The organism is Streptomyces sp. NPDC051104 (assembly GCF_040682835.1).
Lineage (GTDB): Bacteria > Actinomycetota > Actinomycetes > Streptomycetales > Streptomycetaceae > Streptomyces > Streptomyces cynarae.
In genome coordinates this window covers 1-15,793 of record NZ_JBFBBS010000036.1, presented here as the reverse complement: position 1 = coordinate 15,793, position 15,793 = coordinate 1, and the positions used below count along the sequence as shown (strand labels likewise).

Here is a 15,793-nt window from a genome sequence, read left to right as displayed (position 1 = left end):
GTGCCCCGTTGGCCCCGTCAGCCGCGTGCGAGCTGCGCGGCGGACGGGAGCTGGTTGCGGACGGGGACGCCCGCTTTCTTGGCCGCGGCCTTCACCTTGTCGACGAGGCCGGCGTAGGACGCCGCGGCCGACTCGTCGCCCTTGCTCAGGCGGGACGGCAGGTCCTTGAGCCCGTCGATGCCCGGCGCGAGCGGGGCGAGGCCCTTGGCCAGCGCGGGGTCGCCCTGGGCGTTGCGTGCGGCGGCTCCGAGCCGGTTGTAGGCGAAGGTGCCGGCGAGTCCGGCCTTGGCCAGGGCGGTCCTGCGTCCCTTGGCGCCCTTCTTGAACGTACCGGCCTTCCATGGCTTCACGATCCACTCGTGGACCGCCCCGGCCGCGAGCCCCGCGTTCACCGCGAACCGGGCCCTGGCGAACTTCTGACGTTCCGCCGGGGTGGTCGGGGTGGGCGTGGGGACCGCGATGTACGCGGCGGCCCGCTGCGCGGCGCCCCCGTCACCGCAGGCGGTGGCACCGACGAACAGCGCGGAGCAGAGGACGAACGCCACGGCGAGAGGGGGTACCCCCTGCTCGAAGAGCTTGGGGGAGCGTATGGGTGCGGGCACGGGAGCCTCCGGGACCGGGAAGCCAACTGATCCACCGACAGCTTCACCCACACCGCCCGGCCTTGCCGCCCGGGCGTGGCGATCGGGTGACCCGGGCTGCGCACGGTCGTCCCCGGACCTCCAGGAGTTTGACGGGCCATCGCCGGGCAACCCGGAGGGCATGTCCCCTCGATATCGCAACAGTGCGAATCAGGCCGGTACGGTCATCGCCGTGATCGCGGACATCATGGCCGTCATCCTGGGCCTGTGGATCCTGATGTACCTGCTGAACGCGAACCCAGGCAACGATCTGGTGCAGTTCATCCACAACGCGGCGGCGTGGCTGGCCGGCTGGTCCCATGACCTGTTCACGTTCCAGGAGGCGTGGGCACGGGTGGTCGCGGGCTACGGTCTCGCCGCGGTGGTCTACCTCTTCGTGGGCCACGCCATCGCCAACCGCATCCATCATCACTGAACGCCGCCACTGAGCGCTGCCGCTGCACGCGACAGCTCCGGGGCACCCCACCGGCGCCGGGCACCCCACCGGCGCCGAGCAGTCCGCGGAGCTATGCGCAGCAGTCGGTGTCCAGGCCCCGGGGCAGCTGCTCGCCGCTGAAGACCGTGCAGGTCGGTTCGTCGCCGCCCAGGGCGGCCACGGCGAGCAGCAGTGAGCCGGCCGTCCAGGTCGTGAGTTCCTCGGGCCAGATCACGCCGTCCTCGAAGACGTAGCCCGTCCAGTACAGGCCCGTCTTCGGATCCCGCAGGTGCTGGATCGACTGGAGGATCTCCAGGGCGCGGTCGGACTCGCCCATCGCCCAAAGCGTCAGGGCGAGTTCGGCCGACTCGCCGCCGGTCACCCACGGGTTGGGGACGACGCAGCGCACACCGAGGCCGGGGACGACGAAACGGTCCCAGTCCGCCTCGATGCGCTCCTTGGCCTCGGCGCCCGTCAGCGCGCCGCCGAGCACCGGGTAGTACCAGTCCATCGAGTAGCGGTCCTTGTCCAGGAACCGCTCCGGGTGCCGGCGTATGGCGTGCCTGAGCGCGCCCACCGCCAATTCCCAGTCCGGCTGCGGCTCCTCGCGCTGCTCGGCGATCGCGAGCGCGCAGCGCAGCGCGTGGTGGATGGAGGAGCACCCGGTCAGCAGCGCGTCCGTGACGTCCGTGCCGTCGTCCTCCCGCTTCCAGCCGATCTGCCCGCCCGGCTGCTGCAGCCGCAGCACGAACTCGACCGCCGCGTACACAGTCGGCCACATGCGGTCCAGGAACGTGTCGTCGCCGGTGGCGAGGTAGTGGTGCCAGACGCCGACGGCCACGTACGCGACGAAGTTCGTCTCGCGGCCGCGGTCGGTGATCTGCTCCGGGTCGCCGTCGGCGTAGGCCGCGTACCAGGACCCGTCCTCGTTCTGGTGGCGTGCCAGCCAGTCGTAGGCCCGCTCGGCCGCCGTGTGCTCGCCCGCCGCGTCCAGCGCCATCGCCGCCTCGACGTGGTCCCACGGGTCCAGGTGGTGCCCGCGGAACCACGGTATGGCGCCGTCCTCCCGCTGCGCGGCGAGGATCCCGGCGACGGTCGCGGTGGCCTGCTCGGCGGTGAGGACCCCGGGCAGGACGAGGTGTTCTGTCCGGGGGGTGGTCACTTGGCGGCCGCCTCGGAGGTCTCGGCGGTCCTGGCGCCCTCCGCGAGAGGCGGCAGGTGCGGCTTGGTCGCGTACGCCACGAAGCTCTTGCCGATCAGCGGGTTCAGCGCCTGTTCGGCGACCCGGGTGGCGAGCGGCTTCTTCATGATGTCCCAGACGAGCAGCTTGTGGTACACGCGCACCGGCAGCGCCTTGTCGTTGTCGACGCCGAACGCGCACTTCAGCCACCAGTACGGCGAGTGCAGCGCGTGCGCGTGCTGCGTGCCGTACGGCTTCAGGCCCGCCTCCCGCATCTTCGCCAGCAGTTCGTCGGCCTTGTAGATGCGGATGTGGCCGCCCTCGACCTCGTGGTAGGCGTCGGACAGCGCCCAGCAGACCTTCTCGGGGCCGTAGCGCGGCACGGTGACGGCGATACGGCCGCCCGGCTTGAGCACCCGGACCATCTCGGCGAGGACGCCCTTGTCGTCCGGGATGTGCTCCATGACCTCGGAGATGATGACGACGTCGAAGGACTCGTCGGGGAAGGGCAGGGCGAGCGCGTCGCCCTCCATCGCCGTCGCGGTGGCCCCGGCGGGAGCCTCGCCCGCCTCCTTCATCGCCGCGAACCACTTGGCGACCTCGCGGATCTCCTCGCCGTTCCGGTCCAGCGCCACGACCTGCGCGCCGCGCCGGTAGCACTCGAACGCGTGCCGTCCGGCACCGCAGCCGAGGTCCAGGACGCGGTCGCCCGGGGCGAGCGGGAACCGGGAGAAGTCGACGGTCAGCACGTGGCCCTGCTTTCGCGGTTGGGTACGACGATGTCTTCGGCGGCGGCTGCCGGGGCGGCGACTGTTTCGGCGGGGGCGCCCCCGAGCGAGCCGAGCCGGGCCTGGGTGTGGGCGATGGCCTCGCGGTACCGCGCCACCGTCCCCTCCGCCGCCTTCGCCCAGGTGAAGTGCCGCAGCACCCGTTCGCGGCCCGCCGCGCCGAGCCGTGCCCGCAGCTCCGGGTCGGCCAGCAGCCGGCTCAGCCCGGCGGCCAGCGCCCCGGCGTCACCGGGCGGGACCGCCAGGCACGTCTCCCCGTCGCGGCCCGTGACCTCCGGTATGGCACCGCCCGTGGTGGCCACCAGCGGCGTACCGGTCGCCATCGCCTCCGCCGCCGGCAGCGAGAACCCCTCGTACAGCGACGGCACGCACGCCACCTCGGCCGACCGCACCAGGTCGACCAGCTCCGCGTCGGAGATGCCCTTCACGAACTCGACGGCGCCCTCGAGCCCGTACCGCTCGATGGCCTGCGCGACGGGCCCGTCCTCGGCTCGCTTGCCGACCACGACGAGATGCGCCCCGGGGTGCTCGGTCCGGACCTTGGCGAGCGCCTCGACGAGGAAGACGAGGCCCTTGAGCGGCACGTCCGCGCTGGAGGTGGTGACGATCCGGCCCGGCACCTGCGGCACCGACGCATCCGGCGAGAACAGGTCGGTGTCGGCGCCGATGTGCACGACGTGGACGCGGTCCCGGTCGACGCCCAGGTGGTCCACGATCTCCTGGCGGGAGGTGCCGGAGACGGTGAGCACCGACGGCAGCCGGCGCGCGACCCGCTTCTGCATGCGCGTGAACGCGTACCAGCGTCGTACGGACAGCCGCCGCTGCCAGCCCTCGGCCGCGTCCAGCTCCAACTGCCGGTCCACGGTGATGGGGTGGTGGATGGTGGTCACCAGCGGCGCACCCACATCGCCCAGCAGGCCGTAGCCGAGCGTCTGGTTGTCGTGCACGACGTCGAAGTCGCCGCGCCGGGCCCGCAGATGGCGGCGGGCACGCAGGGAGAACGTCAGGGGCTCGGGGAAGCCGCCGGTCCACATCGTGGCGACCTCGAGGGCGTCGATCCAGTCCCGGTACTCGTCGCGCTTGGGAGTGCGGAAGGGGTCGGGCTGGCGGTACAGGTCGAGGCTGGGCAGTTCGGTGAGGGACAGGCCCTGAAGGCCCTCGCCCTCGAGCACCGGGTAGGGCTGCGCGCCGATGACCTCGACCCGGTGGCCGAGCCGGACCAGCTCACGGGAGAGGTGCCGTACGTACACGCCCTGACCGCCGCAGAACGGGTTCCCTTTGTACGTCAGGAGCGCGATGCGCAGCGGGCGGTCGCCATCGGCGGCGGAACCCCCCTCGGGACCCGCCTCCCTGCCCTCAGCGGTCACTCTCGGCCCCTTCTTCCCTGCAGTTTCCGGCGACACTACGCCGGGACGGTAATCTAGAACAAGTTACAGACTTGATCGTTCAAGAGCCTCTGAATCTACCGGCAGGTAGCGCCGCTGCGCGCGGCGGATCGGGTGATTCGCGCCACGGCCGACGCCCTGCCATGCTGTCCGACCGCCACCCCTCACCGACCTGATCATCAGCCTCAGCGACTGTCACGGAACGGGACCCATGCCTGCGGAAGCCAAGGTGCCAGCCAGTACCGCGCGACCGGCGGCGCAGCCGGCCTCACCTCCGCTCACCGAGCGGCAGGAGGCACGCCGCCTCAGGATCCTGCGCACGAGCGCGCAGCTGGCGAGCCGGGGCGGTTTCGACGCGGTGCAGATGCGGGAGGTGGCGGAGTCCTCGCAGGTGGCGCTGGGCACGCTGTACCGCTACTTCCCCTCGAAGGTGCACCTGCTGGTCGCGACCATGCAGGACCAGCTGGAGCGCATGCACGGCACGCTGCGGAAGAAGCCGCCGGCCGGCCGGACCGCGGCCGAGCGGGTGGCGGAGACCCTGATGCGCGCCTTTCGCGCCCTGCAGCGCGAGCCGCACCTGGCCGACGCCATGGTCCGCGCCCTCACCTTCGCGGACCGCAGCGTCTCCCCCGAGGTGGACCAGGTCTCCCGGCAGACGACGGCGATCATCCTGGACGCGATGGGCCTGGACGGCGACCCGACCCCGGAACAGCTCTCGGCGGTCCGGGTCATCGAGCACACCTGGCACTCGGCGCTGATCACCTGGCTCTCCGGCCGCGCCTCCATCGCGCAGGTGAGGATCGACATCGAGACGGTGTGCCGGCTGATCGACCTCACGGATGCCCGAGCGCGGGACTAGCGCACGAATAGACCAGGGGACAGGGCACAACGGCCACGGAACCAGGGCACAAAAAGACCTACGAGACGGGTTCCGGTCGACCTTCCGGTCTTTCGACCTTCCGGTCTGTCGACCGTCGATGTCGGCCACAGCGGAAGCCTAAGCTTCACGCCCCAGTCGGCATCTCCGGTCGAGTTCCTTCACTCGCCTCGTAGGCAATTTCTAGATTAGGCCTTCTGCGGCCAGATGGAAGACCCCAAACCATGATTTTTATATTTTTTTCGGTCATATCGCCCAGGCTCGTGGCTCCGCCTACTCCTCCGGCGGGAACACCGGCTCCCCACGTCCCGCCGGCGTGATCGCGATGGCCTCCACCGGGAAGTTCTCCGCCGCCTGAAGGATCCGCTCCCCCGCGTCGGCGTCCGGTGCGACGGGATGGGACTGGCGGGCGGAGTCGAGGCGGAAGGTGGCGGACGCCTGGTGCACGCACTGCGCCGAGCCGATGCAGACCGAGCGGTCGACCTCGATGTGCCAGCGGTCTCCCAAGGCGCCGGAGCAGCGCGGACCGTCTTCCGGGCTTCAGCTGTGCGACGCCGGTCACATCTCCACCCCCGTTCGTGCGGCGCGGGTCACACCGCCCGATTCCGGACCGTATACCCGCTATTGGCGCGGCGTGACCTAAACCGTGACGAGCCCCACGTGACCACCGTCACCTACGACGCGCGGCCGTAGATCCATCCTCGTGGCATGGATGCGCCAATTGCCCGCGCGACCTGCGGTTTGAGAGCCAGGTCACACGCGAGACGTTTCCGGCGAGTGCGACCACAACTAGTAAAAGGGGTCATTGCGGACACTCCGTCGGCCTGCTTCTCTGGATGACGTCGCCAGGCGCCGACGAGCCCACCCGGGTCGCGGCGCCGACGCATGCCCCCACCGCGTTCCCCGTGGTTCCGGCATGTTCGCGGCCACCCATGTACCCGACGAAAAGGTTTCCTGTGACCGTCTCCTTCATCCGCCGCATCGCTTCCCCGAAGAAGGCCATCGCCGCCACCGCCGTCGCCGCGGCCGCCGCCGGCGCGCTGCTCACCTCGGCGCCCGCCCAGGCCGCCACCCCGACCTCGGCGCCCGGCTCGGCCCCTTCCGCCCAGGCGGTCGCGCACCAGATGATCCCGGACCCGGCGCAGTACGAAGCGTTCAACAAGATCGTCTCGCATGAGAGCGGCTGGAACCCCCACGCCACCAACGCCTCCTCCGGCGCCTACGGCCTGGTCCAGGCGCTGCCCGCCTCGAAGATGGCGTCCGCCGGCTCCGACTGGAAGACCAACCCGGCGACCCAGATCAAGTGGGGCCTGGACTACATGAACTCCCGCTACGGCAGCCCGGCCGCGGCGTGGAACTTCTGGTCCACCCATCACTGGTACTGATCGAGCCGGTCCACGCGACCACAGCGGTCCCGAGCGACCACCCGGTCCCACGCGACCACGAAGGCGGCGGCCCCGATTCCGGGGCCGCCGCCTTCGGCGTCTCCGGTCAGCGGCGCACCGTGTCGAAGTCGGCGGGCAGTGCGAGCAGACCGGTGGCAGTGGTGGGTTTCCCGTACGGGTCGACGGTCCGGTACGTCAGCCGGTAGCCCGTCACGCCGTACCGCACGGTGTCCGTGGCGATGTCCCGGCCGGCCGGGAAGGTCCGTACGCCGGTGGCGTCCCGGGACAGGACCGGGGTAAGCGAGACGAGGGTGCCGCGCCGGGGCGCTGTAGTGTCCGGCGTGTGCGTCGCCGCGACCGCGGGGGCCGCGGCGAGGCCCGCGAGCAGAGGGCCGCGGCGGCGGCGAGCCCGCGTCCGACCGTCCAACTCGTGTGGTTCTCTTGGTGTTTGTGCGTGTTCTCACTCATGATCCGAGGCTATGGGCCGCCCCGTTGGCCCGGACATCCGAAGATCCCCCGCGTCCGGGGTGTCCCTGAGTACACCGCGCCCGTCCACACTGCCCGGAGGCCCGTATGAGCACTGACACACCGGTGGAGGAACCCGGAACGCGCGGACTGCGCCTGGTCCCCGCGCTCCTGGTGATGACCGTGATCAGCGGGATCGTCGACGCGGTGAGCTACCTCGGGCTCGGGCACGTCTTCACGGCGAACATGACCGGCAACGTGGTGGTGCTCGGCTTCGCCGCCGCCGGGGCGCCCGGCTTCTCCACCTCGAACGCGGTGATCTCGCTGGGGTCGTTCCTGGTGGGTGCGGTGGCGGGCGGACGCGCGGGCCGGCGGTACGGCGGCGGGTCGCGGCGCGCCTGGGCCCGGCTGGCGCTCGCGGTCGAGGCGGTGCTGCTCGGGGCGTCGGCGGCGGTCGCCTTCATCGCGCCGGGCACCACCACGACCAGGTACACGCTGATCGCGGTGACGGCCTTCGCGATGGGGGTGCGCAACGCGACGGTGCGGAAGCTGGCCGTGCCCGACCTGACGACGACCACCGTCCTCACCTCGACCCTGACCGGGCTCGCCTCGGACTCCCGGCTCGGCGGGGGCACGGGCAGGCGCTCCCGGCGCCGCGCGGCCTCGGCGATCTCCCTGCTGGCGGGCGCGGCCCTGGGCGGCTGGCTGGTCATCCACCACGGCCTGGGCTGGCCCCTGCTGCTCACGGCGGTGACGACGGCCGTGCTGGCGGTGGTCGCGTCCGGGCGGGAGTGACGGCGCCCCCGGCCGCAGCCCGCGGGTTCAGCAGCGCCCCGCGGGTGCCGATCCGATAGGTGCCGGGCGCGGTGACCGTGAGCCGCGTGAAGCCGCCCTTCCGGCTCAGGCACGCCCCCTCGGCGCGGCGGGTTGGCCGCCGGGACGATCATCCAGCGGTTGTAGCCGCCCAGGAGACGAACGCCGAGAAGGTGGCCGGCGCGAGGGTGAGCACCGGCCCGGCGGGGGTCTTGGAGTCGCGTACGGCTATGGTGGCGCCGAGGATTTCGGCGAATTCTACGCATTCGCCGCCCTGGTCACTGCTGTAGCTGGACTTACGCCACTGGATCCCCGTCGGCATCGCCTTGCTCTCCATAGCGTTCCTCCGTCACGCGCCGGATCAGCTCCGCCGAGTCCCTGAGGGAGAGAGCGGCGGCCCGGAGATGATCGTAACGGAGCGAGCAGTCCTTGACGGTGGTCGGGTTGGCGGTCGGATGCCCGCTTCCGTAGCTCTCCGTATAGACAATGTCCGGGTCGTTGGCGAAATGGTAGAGGGTGAATGAGCCTGTCAGTCCCGCGTGCGCTCCGGCTGAGAACGGCAACACCTGGATGTTGATCAGAGGGTTGTCCTCAAAGGACAACAGGTGGGCCAGTTGGCCGCGCATGATCTCGGGGCCGCCGATCTTCTGGTACAAAGCAGCCTCGTTGACGATCAGCCAGAAGACCGGCGGCTCCTCTTTCTGGAAGATGCGCTGACGGGCCAGACGTACAGCGGTCCGATCGTCGAGGTCGGTCCGGTCCAGTGCGCCCAGTGTGGCGCGCGCATACGCCTCGGTCTGGAGAAGACCGTGGACCATGCCCATCTGGAAGGTGCAGATCTCTGCGGCCCGCGCTTCGAGCGCCGCCACCTGCTGGAACCATGCGGGAAGTTGGCTACGTAGCACCAACTCGACCAGCCGGGACAGCAGCCCGTCCGTCCCTAGGGCGGCATCCACCCGCTCACTGAACTCCGGTGTCGGGACCTTCCGCGCCGTCTCGATCTGCCCCACCAGCGACTCGGTGTAGTTGACGATGTCCCCGAACTGCTTCTGTGTCAGCCCGGCGGCCTCCCGGTGCCTGCGCAGCTCGAAGCCGTAGTAGTCGAGCGGTGAGGCGCCCGGGTCGAGGATGTTGATGTGGGTCACGCACGGCCCCCTTTCACGCAACGCGGCCCACAGCGGGACCCGTTGTATCCAATGCGTAGCCGAGCGTAGTCGGGCGAGGTCAGGCTCGTCGTGTGAACGACTACATTCCCGTCGCCCTGCTGAGCCCCCTCCCCACCCAGTACCGCATGCACCTCACCGTCGGCGAGCACTCGGCGCGGCACATCCGGCGTATCGTCCGCTCGTTCCTCCAGGAGTGGGAGATGGCGCAGCTGGCCGACTCCGCCGAGCTCGCCGTGACCGAGCTGGTCGCCAACGTCGTGCGCCACGTTCCCGACCGGCGCTGCACACTGCGTGTGGTGCGGCAGACGGCGAGCGTCCGGGTCGAGGTGACCGACAGCTCGCCCGAACTCCCCTCCACGCCCAGTGACTTGTCACTGGAGGCGGAGTGCGGTCGGTGCCTCCTCCCGCTCGACGCGGTGGTCGACAAGTGGGGCGTGGAACCGCACTGCACGGGCGGCAAGACCGTGTGGTTCGAGTGCGAGGCCGACACCGTCGCTTGACGCGCGTGAGCAGCCCCGCCGGAAGGCCGGCGGGGCTGCTCTTGGACGGCGGGCGTGTATGGCGGGCGGAAAAGCCGGCGGTGGGGCTCTTCCGCGGCTCGTGAGCCGCAGGCGTCCCCGATGTCCGGCCGATCAGTGCGGCGGCGCACAAGGCCGCGACCGCGGCTGTCGTCACCACGAGCGGCAGCACATACGCGACGCGGTTTCGGACGGGCCGAACCGGGCGTACGGCGCCGTCCCAGCGTGCAACCCCCATGGAAGACCAATGAATGAAGCGATGAGCCCGACGATCTTACTCGACGTTCACAATGGTCACACCGGCTCACAGCCAACGGCACGAGCCCGGCGCGGACGGTTCGGTTCCGGCTCCGGTTACGCGAGATGGATCACAGAATGACCGGTGGCCGACCGGGCACAGCGGATCCGTCACGCCTGGACATGGCGCTTTTCACGCTCTACGCGATGGGCCGGTCACCGTCCGTTATGGCGGCAAGTTCCCTTATGGTCGTTTTTTGGCCCGGTCCCCACGGCCGGCCCCCGGCCCGTCCGTCGTGCGGCAGGCCCCGGATCGGCCCCGTGTGCGGCCGTCGGCCCGCCGTACGAGACGCAGCAGACGTACGACGACGTACGAGGCGCACGAACAGACACGAAGACGTGCGAAGAGGTATCAGGCGTACACCCCCGTACGCCCTGACGACGGCGGGCCCCGTCCTTGTCCCCGTCGAAAGGCAGGCGAGCGGAATCTTGCCGACCGTCGCCCCACCCTCAGTACCCGACGCACCCCCGTCCCCCGACCGCCCGAAGGCCACCGTCACCGACCCGGCGCTGGTCAAGCGCGCCGTACAGGCCGCCGCGCTCGGCAACGCCATGGAGTGGTTCGACTTCGGCGTCTACAGCTACATCGCGGTCACGCTGGGCAAGGTGTTCTTCCCCTCCGGCAACTCCACCGCGCAGTTGCTGTCCACCTTCGGCGCGTTCGCCGCGGCCTTCCTGGTCCGCCCGCTCGGCGGCATGGTCTTCGGGCCGCTCGGCGACCGCGTCGGGCGCCAGAAGGTGCTCGCCGTCACCATGATCATGATGGCGATCGGCACGTTCTCGATCGGCCTGATCCCGTCCTACGCGGCGATCGGCGTCGGCGCGCCGATCCTGCTGCTCGTGGCCCGGCTGGTGCAGGGCTTCTCGACCGGTGGCGAGTACGCGGGCGCTTCCACGTTCATCGCCGAGTACGCGCCGGACAAGAGGCGTGGCTTCCTCGGGAGCTGGCTCGAGTTCGGCACGCTCGCCGGATACATCGGCGGCGCGGGCCTGGTCACCCTGATGACGGCTCTGCTGTCCTCCCACGACCTGGTGTCCTGGGGCTGGCGGATCCCGTTCCTGATCGCCGGTCCGATGGGCGTCATCGGGCTCTACCTGCGACTGCGCCTGGAGGAGACCCCGGCGTTCGCGGCCGAGGTGGAGAAGGCCGAGGCCGCCCGGCCCAAGGTGCCGCTGCGCGAGATGATCACCGGCCAGTGGAAGGCGCTGCTGCTGTGCATGGGGCTGGTGCTCGTCTTCAACGTCACCGACTACATGCTGCTGTCGTACATGCCGAGCTATCTGACCAGTGAGCTGAAGTACGACGAGACGCACGGGCTGCTGGTCGTGCTCGCCGTGATGGCGCTGATGATGATCGTGCAGCCCTTCGCGGGCACGCTGACCGACCGGGTCGGCCGCCGCCCGGTGATCGCGGCGGGCTGCGCGGGCTTCCTGTTCCTGCCCGTCCCGGCGATCCTGCTGATCCGCCAGGGCAGCCTGCTCGCGGTCGCGCTCGGCATGGGAGCGCTGGGTCTGCTGCTGGTCTGCTTCACGGCGGCCATGCCGTCCGCCCTGCCGGCCCTCTTCCCGACGCGGGTCCGCTACGGCTCGCTGTCGATCGGCTTCAACGTCTCGGTGTCGCTGTTCGGAGGCACGACCCCGCTGGTGGTCACGGCGCTGATCGGCGCGACAGGGAACATGATGATGCCCGCCTGCTACATGATGGCGGCGGCCGTGATCGGCGGTGCCGCGGTGTGGTTCATGACGGAGTCGGCGGGCCGCCCGCTGCCGGGTTCGGCACCGTCGCTGGAGCGGGGCGCGAAGCGCTGATCCGGCCCCCCTGAGCCGACTCCTGGGTGACGTGCCGCGCGATCGGGCGGCACGTCACCCGACCGGTGGAAATCGGCTGACACGGCACCCTGCCCTGGCTATATTCGTTAGCGAGCCTAGTTAGGTGATCTAACCAGCCATATGAAAGGCATGGTGCATGAGCACAGCGCAACAGCTCTGGGACGACGTCGACGCCTACTTCACGGACCTGCTCGCCCCCGAGGACGAGGCGCTCATCGCGGCCCTGCGGGACAGCGACGCGGCGGGACTGCCGCACATCAACGTGGCGCCGAACCAGGGCAAGCTGCTCCACCTCCTGGCCCGGATCCAGGGCGCGCGCCGCATCCTGGAGATCGGCACCCTCGGCGGGTACAGCACGATCTGGCTGGGCCGCGCCCTGCCCGCGGACGGCCGGCTGATCACACTCGAGTACCAGGCCAAGCACGCGGAGGTCGCCCGCCGGAACCTCGAACGGGCGGGCCTCGCCGGGATCACGGAGGTGCGCGTCGGCCCGGCGCTGGAGTCGCTGCCCAAGCTGGCCGAGGAGCAGCCCGAGCCGTTCGACCTGGTGTTCATCGACGCGGACAAGGTCAACAACGCGCACTACGTCGAGTGGGCGCTGAAGCTGACCCGCCCCGGCAGCCTGATCCTCCTCGACAACGTGGTGCGCGGCGGCCAGGTCACCGACGCGGGCAGCGAGGACCCGAGCGTGCGGGGGACCCGGGCCGCGCTCGAACTGATGGCCTCGAACCCGAAGTTGAGCGCGACGGCGGTGCAGACGGTGGGCAGCAAGGGGCACGACGGGTTCGCGCTGGCCCGGGTGGTGGGCTGACCACCCGGGCGGTCCTCAGGCCTCCTGGTAGAAGCCCACGTTGACGCTGCGCGGGGCGGTGCGCTCCTGGATGACCAGCTCACCGGAGGCACCCTGCGGGAGCTGGACCGCCCCACCGTAGGGCAGGGGCTGCGCGGGGTGTCCGGCGAGGGTGAGCAGGACCTCGGAGGAGGGGTCGGGCTGGGAGCCGCGCAACCAGGTGACCTGCCAGACACCGTCCGGGCTGCACTGGAACTCCAGATGGACGCGGGAGACGAACAGCCAGTCGTCGGGGGTCGCCAGCCGGCACACGGACCTGTCCCGGCCCACCCGCAGCACGGCGCCCGGGTCGCTGGGCGCGTCGGCCATCTGCATGCCGGCCGTCGCCCCGGCGTCCGCCGCGGAGACCGAGGCCATGGTGAGTTCAAGCACGAGCGCTCCTTCGGGTGCGGCGGTTCAAGTGTGCTACGGTCCGGCCCGATTGGCGTGCCGCGCCGGAATGATAATTCGCCCGATCGCCCCGTCGGGTGACGTCGCGCACAATGAACCCATGACCGAGCGCAAGCCACCCGGTGTCAGCTTCGAGTCGTTCGCCGACAAGCAGATCCGTGACGCCCAGGCACGAGGAGAGTTCGCGAACCTCCCCGGCGCGGGCGAGCCGTCACCGGCCGTCAGCGACACGGCGTACGACGAGCTGTGGTGGATCAAGCGCAAGATGGCCCGCGAGGGGATCTCGGTCCTGCCGCCGACACTGGCCCTGCGCAAGGAGGCGGAGGACACGCTGGCGGCGGCCGCTCAGGCACCGTCGGAGCGGGTGGCACGGCGACTGGTCGAGCAGCTGAATGTGAAGATCCGGGACATGATGTTCAAGCCGCCGCCGGGCCCGCCGCTGGGCCTGAAGCCGTACGACGTGGAGGCGGTCGTCGACGAGTGGCGCGAACGCCACGGGGGGCGCTCAGGGGCGGGCTGAGCGCCGGGGAGCGGGGCCGGGGAGCGGGGCCGGGAAGGCGGCACGTCTCACGACATCGGGGCCGTCGTGCACTTCCTGCGCAGGGTCATCTGGATGGTGCAGGCCGACCACAGCGGCCGTCGAGCCGAGCGGCCGCCGGGCCGACGCGGTGACACAGCGAGCGGGGCCGGCCCGGAGGTGTCATCCGGGCCGGCCCCGCTCGCCGGGGGCCGCTCACATCCGGCGGCCCCGCTCGCCGGGGGCCGCTCACATGTTCAGCAGCCGCTCCGCCGTCGCCCGGTAGTCCCGGAGCGCCAGTCGCAGCTGTTCCGTGTCGCCCGTCGGGTGGGCGGCGTCGCCCGTTTCCTGCCAGGACGCCTTCAGGGTCCGGCGCCGGGAGGACACGGCCTCCGCGAGGCGCGAGGCGACCTCCTGGACCACCTGGTCCGCCTCCTCCACGGCCTCCTTGGGCCGGTCGACGAACCTGCCGACCGCGTGCTGCAACCGCAGCTCGAACTTGTCGCACTCGTCCCGCGGTAGCAGCCGGGGCTCCGGGGAGGAGCCCGCCGCGGCCGGCCGGGACTCGCCGGCATCGGGCCGGAACTCCGTGGCCGGCCGGGGCTCACCCGTCCCGGGCCGGTACTCGCCCGCGGCCCGGGTCTCCCCTGCCTCCGGCGGGAACTCCACGCCCGACCGGCCCTCACCCGTATCGGGCCGGAACTCCGCCGCCGACCGGGGCTCTCCGGTGTCGGGCCGGCGCCCCGACGCTTCCGGGCGTTCGGAGGCGCCGCCCGGTGTCCATTCCGTCATCGCCCTCAACTCCCCTTCACATGCTGCCTGTGGAAAGCCCACGGCAGACGGGACTGCCCGGCGCCGCCGGCGGCGTGCCGGGGCGTCTTCTCCGTGGGGCCGGCCGACTGCCGGCGCGAGGGTGCCACCAGGTCCTCGAAGAGCGCACGCGCCTCCAGCATGGCCTCGCGCATCTCCTCGGTGGCCGAGCCGTCCGCGGAGATGCCGGTGTCCGGTGCGTGGGCGGCCCGGTGCAGCCGGCGGTAGCCGTGGACGTGGTGGGCGTGGTGCACGGACAGCGCGTCGAGCTGCTCCTCGTAGCGCGCGCCGTCCGGGAAGCCCCGCACGCCCGCCAGCTCGGCGAGCAGGCGGTCCGCCTCGGCCACCGCCTCACCCGGTGAGTCGACGAAGCGCTCCTGCGCGGCGGCCCAGCGCGCCGCGTACCGTTCGCGCTCGGCCGGCTCCAGCGGGTGCTCGTTCAACGGGCCGTACTTGTTCAGCCGCTCGGTCAGTTCGCGCTCCGCGGCCTTGGTGTCGCCGTCGTGCCGGGCCACGGTCCGCTCGTACTCCGGTCCGTAGCGGCGCTTCAGGCTCCGACCGCCGACCGCGCCCCGCGCCCGTGGGGACACGGCGGCAGCGCCCGCTAGGGCGGCCGCCACGATCACGATCACGATCAGAGCGATGATCCAGCCTGTGGACATGGGTGCCTTCCGGGGTCGCCTTCAGGTCTTACGGCCCGGCGGGCCGTCTCCCGCCCGGGTTGCCCGGACGGCCGCCCCCAAACGAGCCGCCCGCCCCGTGCCGCCGGACGGCCGGGAGGGACGCACGTAATTCGTTTGCGCGCCCCTCCCGGGCCTTCCGGAGAATGTCCCGCATGAGCTGGACGATCGCCCCGGAACCCTTCGACTCCCCGGTCGCCGCCGCGCTGTGGCGGGCGTACTACACGGAGGTCAGCGACCGCTGGTACCTGCTGCACGAGGGGCGTCGCACGGACCCTGACGAGCTGGAACGCGAGATCGCCGCCGACAGGGGCGACTACCTGGCGCCGCCCGGCGGGGTGCTGCTGGTGGCCCGCCACGACGGCCGCCCGGCGGGCACGGCCGGCGTCCGCCTGATGGATCCGGCGACTGCCGAGCTCAAGCGGGTCTTCGTGCACCAGGACGTGCGCGGCAAGGGCGGCGCCCCGCTCCTCGTGACCGCCGCCGAGGACGCGGCCCGCGCGCTGGGCGCCGGGCGTATGGTGCTCGACACCCGGGGCGACCTGGTCGAGGCCCGGACCCTGTACGCCCGCCTCGGCTACGTCGAGACGGCGCCGTACAACGACAACCCGTACGCGGAGCACTGGTTCGGCAAGCCACTGATCTGAGCGTTCGCATCCGGGGGCCGGCCGGCGACTGCTCAGGAGAGCCGCTAGAAGGCTGCTGAAAATCTCGCGTTTTGGCCCCGGCTGAGTGGAGCCGGGGCCAGTCTTGTAGGCATGCAGGGGGAATGGGCCGGGGAGATGG

General features: G+C 71.3%; 20 protein-coding genes. 9 read left to right on the top strand and 11 right to left on the bottom strand.

Features of this window, described 5'->3' with window-relative positions; all coding sequences use genetic code 11:
- Positions 1-17 precede the first annotated feature (17 nt).
- Positions 18-602 (bottom strand): hypothetical protein, encoded by a 585-nt coding sequence (locus AB0N14_RS31905; RefSeq protein WP_366029177.1) that lies wholly within the window; start codon positions 600-602, stop codon positions 18-20.
- A 160-nt stretch (positions 603-762) separates the two neighbouring features.
- Here AB0N14_RS31905 and AB0N14_RS31900 point away from each other — a divergent pair, with 160 nt between their 5' ends.
- Positions 763-1,056 (top strand): hypothetical protein, encoded by a 294-nt coding sequence (locus tag AB0N14_RS31900; RefSeq protein ID WP_366029176.1) that lies wholly within the window; start codon positions 763-765, stop codon positions 1,054-1,056.
- A gap of 91 nt (positions 1,057-1,147) precedes the next feature.
- Here AB0N14_RS31900 and AB0N14_RS31895 read toward each other — a convergent pair whose 3' ends face one another.
- From AB0N14_RS31895 to AB0N14_RS31885, 3 genes are read right to left on the bottom strand one after another with little or no spacing between them, the layout of a single operon-like run.
- Positions 1,148-2,218 (bottom strand): prenyltransferase/squalene oxidase repeat-containing protein, encoded by a 1,071-nt coding sequence (locus AB0N14_RS31895; RefSeq protein ID WP_366029175.1) that lies wholly within the window; start codon positions 2,216-2,218, stop codon positions 1,148-1,150.
- On the bottom strand, positions 2,215-2,985 hold the full coding sequence (locus AB0N14_RS31890) for a class I SAM-dependent methyltransferase (protein WP_366029174.1): 771 nt from the start codon (positions 2,983-2,985) through the stop codon (positions 2,215-2,217). The genes AB0N14_RS31895 and AB0N14_RS31890 overlap by 4 nt, the downstream gene beginning before the upstream one ends.
- Positions 2,979-4,391, bottom strand: coding sequence for a glycosyltransferase family 4 protein (locus AB0N14_RS31885; protein WP_366029173.1), 1,413 nt, complete (start codon positions 4,389-4,391; stop codon positions 2,979-2,981). The genes AB0N14_RS31890 and AB0N14_RS31885 overlap by 7 nt, the downstream gene beginning before the upstream one ends.
- Before the next feature lie 229 nt (positions 4,392-4,620).
- On the opposite strand from AB0N14_RS31885, the gene AB0N14_RS31880 reads away from it, so the two are divergent.
- Positions 4,621-5,268, top strand: coding sequence for a TetR family transcriptional regulator (locus tag AB0N14_RS31880; RefSeq protein ID WP_366029172.1), 648 nt, complete (start codon positions 4,621-4,623; stop codon positions 5,266-5,268).
- A 291-nt stretch (positions 5,269-5,559) separates the two neighbouring features.
- Here the strand turns inward: AB0N14_RS31880 and AB0N14_RS31875 are convergent, their stop codons facing one another.
- Positions 5,560-5,793, bottom strand: coding sequence for a ferredoxin (locus AB0N14_RS31875; RefSeq protein ID WP_366029171.1), 234 nt, complete (start codon positions 5,791-5,793; stop codon positions 5,560-5,562).
- A gap of 449 nt (positions 5,794-6,242) precedes the next feature.
- On the opposite strand from AB0N14_RS31875, the gene AB0N14_RS31870 reads away from it, so the two are divergent.
- Entirely contained in the window at positions 6,243-6,671 is a 429-nt protein-coding gene (locus tag AB0N14_RS31870) for a transglycosylase SLT domain-containing protein (RefSeq protein WP_366029170.1), read from the top strand.
- Between the two features lie 106 nt (positions 6,672-6,777).
- Here the strand turns inward: AB0N14_RS31870 and AB0N14_RS31865 are convergent, their stop codons facing one another.
- On the bottom strand, positions 6,778-7,098 hold the full coding sequence (locus AB0N14_RS31865; RefSeq protein ID WP_366029169.1) for a hypothetical protein: 321 nt from the start codon (positions 7,096-7,098) through the stop codon (positions 6,778-6,780).
- A 146-nt stretch (positions 7,099-7,244) separates the two neighbouring features.
- On the opposite strand from AB0N14_RS31865, the gene AB0N14_RS31860 reads away from it, so the two are divergent.
- A complete protein-coding gene (locus AB0N14_RS31860) occupies positions 7,245-7,931 on the top strand; it encodes a YoaK family protein (protein ID WP_366029168.1) in 687 nt (228 codons plus the stop codon).
- Positions 7,932-8,079: 148 nt separating this feature from the next.
- Here AB0N14_RS31860 and AB0N14_RS31855 read toward each other — a convergent pair whose 3' ends face one another.
- Together AB0N14_RS31855 and AB0N14_RS31850 are read right to left on the bottom strand one after the other, a co-directional pair.
- On the bottom strand, positions 8,080-8,286 hold the full coding sequence (locus AB0N14_RS31855) for a DUF397 domain-containing protein (RefSeq protein ID WP_366029167.1): 207 nt from the start codon (positions 8,284-8,286) through the stop codon (positions 8,080-8,082).
- Positions 8,246-9,094, bottom strand: coding sequence for a helix-turn-helix transcriptional regulator (locus AB0N14_RS31850; protein ID WP_366029166.1), 849 nt, complete (start codon positions 9,092-9,094; stop codon positions 8,246-8,248). The genes AB0N14_RS31855 and AB0N14_RS31850 overlap by 41 nt, the downstream gene beginning before the upstream one ends.
- Before the next feature lie 92 nt (positions 9,095-9,186).
- Between AB0N14_RS31850 and AB0N14_RS31845 the strand changes: the two genes are divergently transcribed.
- The 3 genes from AB0N14_RS31845 (at position 9,187) to AB0N14_RS31835 (ending at position 12,571) form a co-directional block, all read left to right on the top strand.
- The gene (locus AB0N14_RS31845) at positions 9,187-9,615 is read left to right on the top strand and encodes an ATP-binding protein (protein WP_366029164.1); all 429 of its coding nucleotides are present in this window, start codon (positions 9,187-9,189) and stop codon (positions 9,613-9,615) included.
- A gap of 744 nt (positions 9,616-10,359) precedes the next feature.
- Complete coding sequence (gene proP / locus AB0N14_RS31840; protein WP_366029163.1) at positions 10,360-11,739, top strand: glycine betaine/L-proline transporter ProP; 1,380 nt, start codon at positions 10,360-10,362, stop codon at positions 11,737-11,739.
- A gap of 157 nt (positions 11,740-11,896) precedes the next feature.
- Positions 11,897-12,571: an O-methyltransferase gene (locus AB0N14_RS31835; RefSeq protein WP_366029162.1), complete on the top strand. Its 675-nt coding sequence runs from the start codon at positions 11,897-11,899 to the stop codon at positions 12,569-12,571.
- A 15-nt stretch (positions 12,572-12,586) separates the two neighbouring features.
- Here the strand turns inward: AB0N14_RS31835 and AB0N14_RS31830 are convergent, their stop codons facing one another.
- Positions 12,587-12,982: a hypothetical protein gene (locus AB0N14_RS31830; protein ID WP_366029161.1), complete on the bottom strand. Its 396-nt coding sequence runs from the start codon at positions 12,980-12,982 to the stop codon at positions 12,587-12,589.
- A 118-nt stretch (positions 12,983-13,100) separates the two neighbouring features.
- Here AB0N14_RS31830 and AB0N14_RS31825 point away from each other — a divergent pair, with 118 nt between their 5' ends.
- Positions 13,101-13,520 (top strand): DUF1992 domain-containing protein, encoded by a 420-nt coding sequence (locus tag AB0N14_RS31825; protein WP_366029160.1) that lies wholly within the window; start codon positions 13,101-13,103, stop codon positions 13,518-13,520.
- Positions 13,521-13,766: 246 nt separating this feature from the next.
- Here the strand turns inward: AB0N14_RS31825 and AB0N14_RS31820 are convergent, their stop codons facing one another.
- Both AB0N14_RS31820 and AB0N14_RS31815 read right to left on the bottom strand, forming a co-directional pair.
- Positions 13,767-14,309 carry a hypothetical protein gene (locus AB0N14_RS31820; protein WP_366029159.1) on the bottom strand — a complete coding sequence of 181 codons (543 nt, stop codon included), beginning with the start codon at positions 14,307-14,309 and terminating at the stop codon, positions 13,767-13,769.
- Between the two features lie 5 nt (positions 14,310-14,314).
- Positions 14,315-14,989 (bottom strand): hypothetical protein, encoded by a 675-nt coding sequence (locus AB0N14_RS31815; RefSeq protein ID WP_366029158.1) that lies wholly within the window; start codon positions 14,987-14,989, stop codon positions 14,315-14,317.
- A 173-nt stretch (positions 14,990-15,162) separates the two neighbouring features.
- On the opposite strand from AB0N14_RS31815, the gene AB0N14_RS31810 reads away from it, so the two are divergent.
- Positions 15,163-15,654 (top strand): GNAT family N-acetyltransferase, encoded by a 492-nt coding sequence (locus AB0N14_RS31810; protein ID WP_366029157.1) that lies wholly within the window; start codon positions 15,163-15,165, stop codon positions 15,652-15,654.
- Positions 15,655-15,793 lie beyond the last annotated feature (139 nt).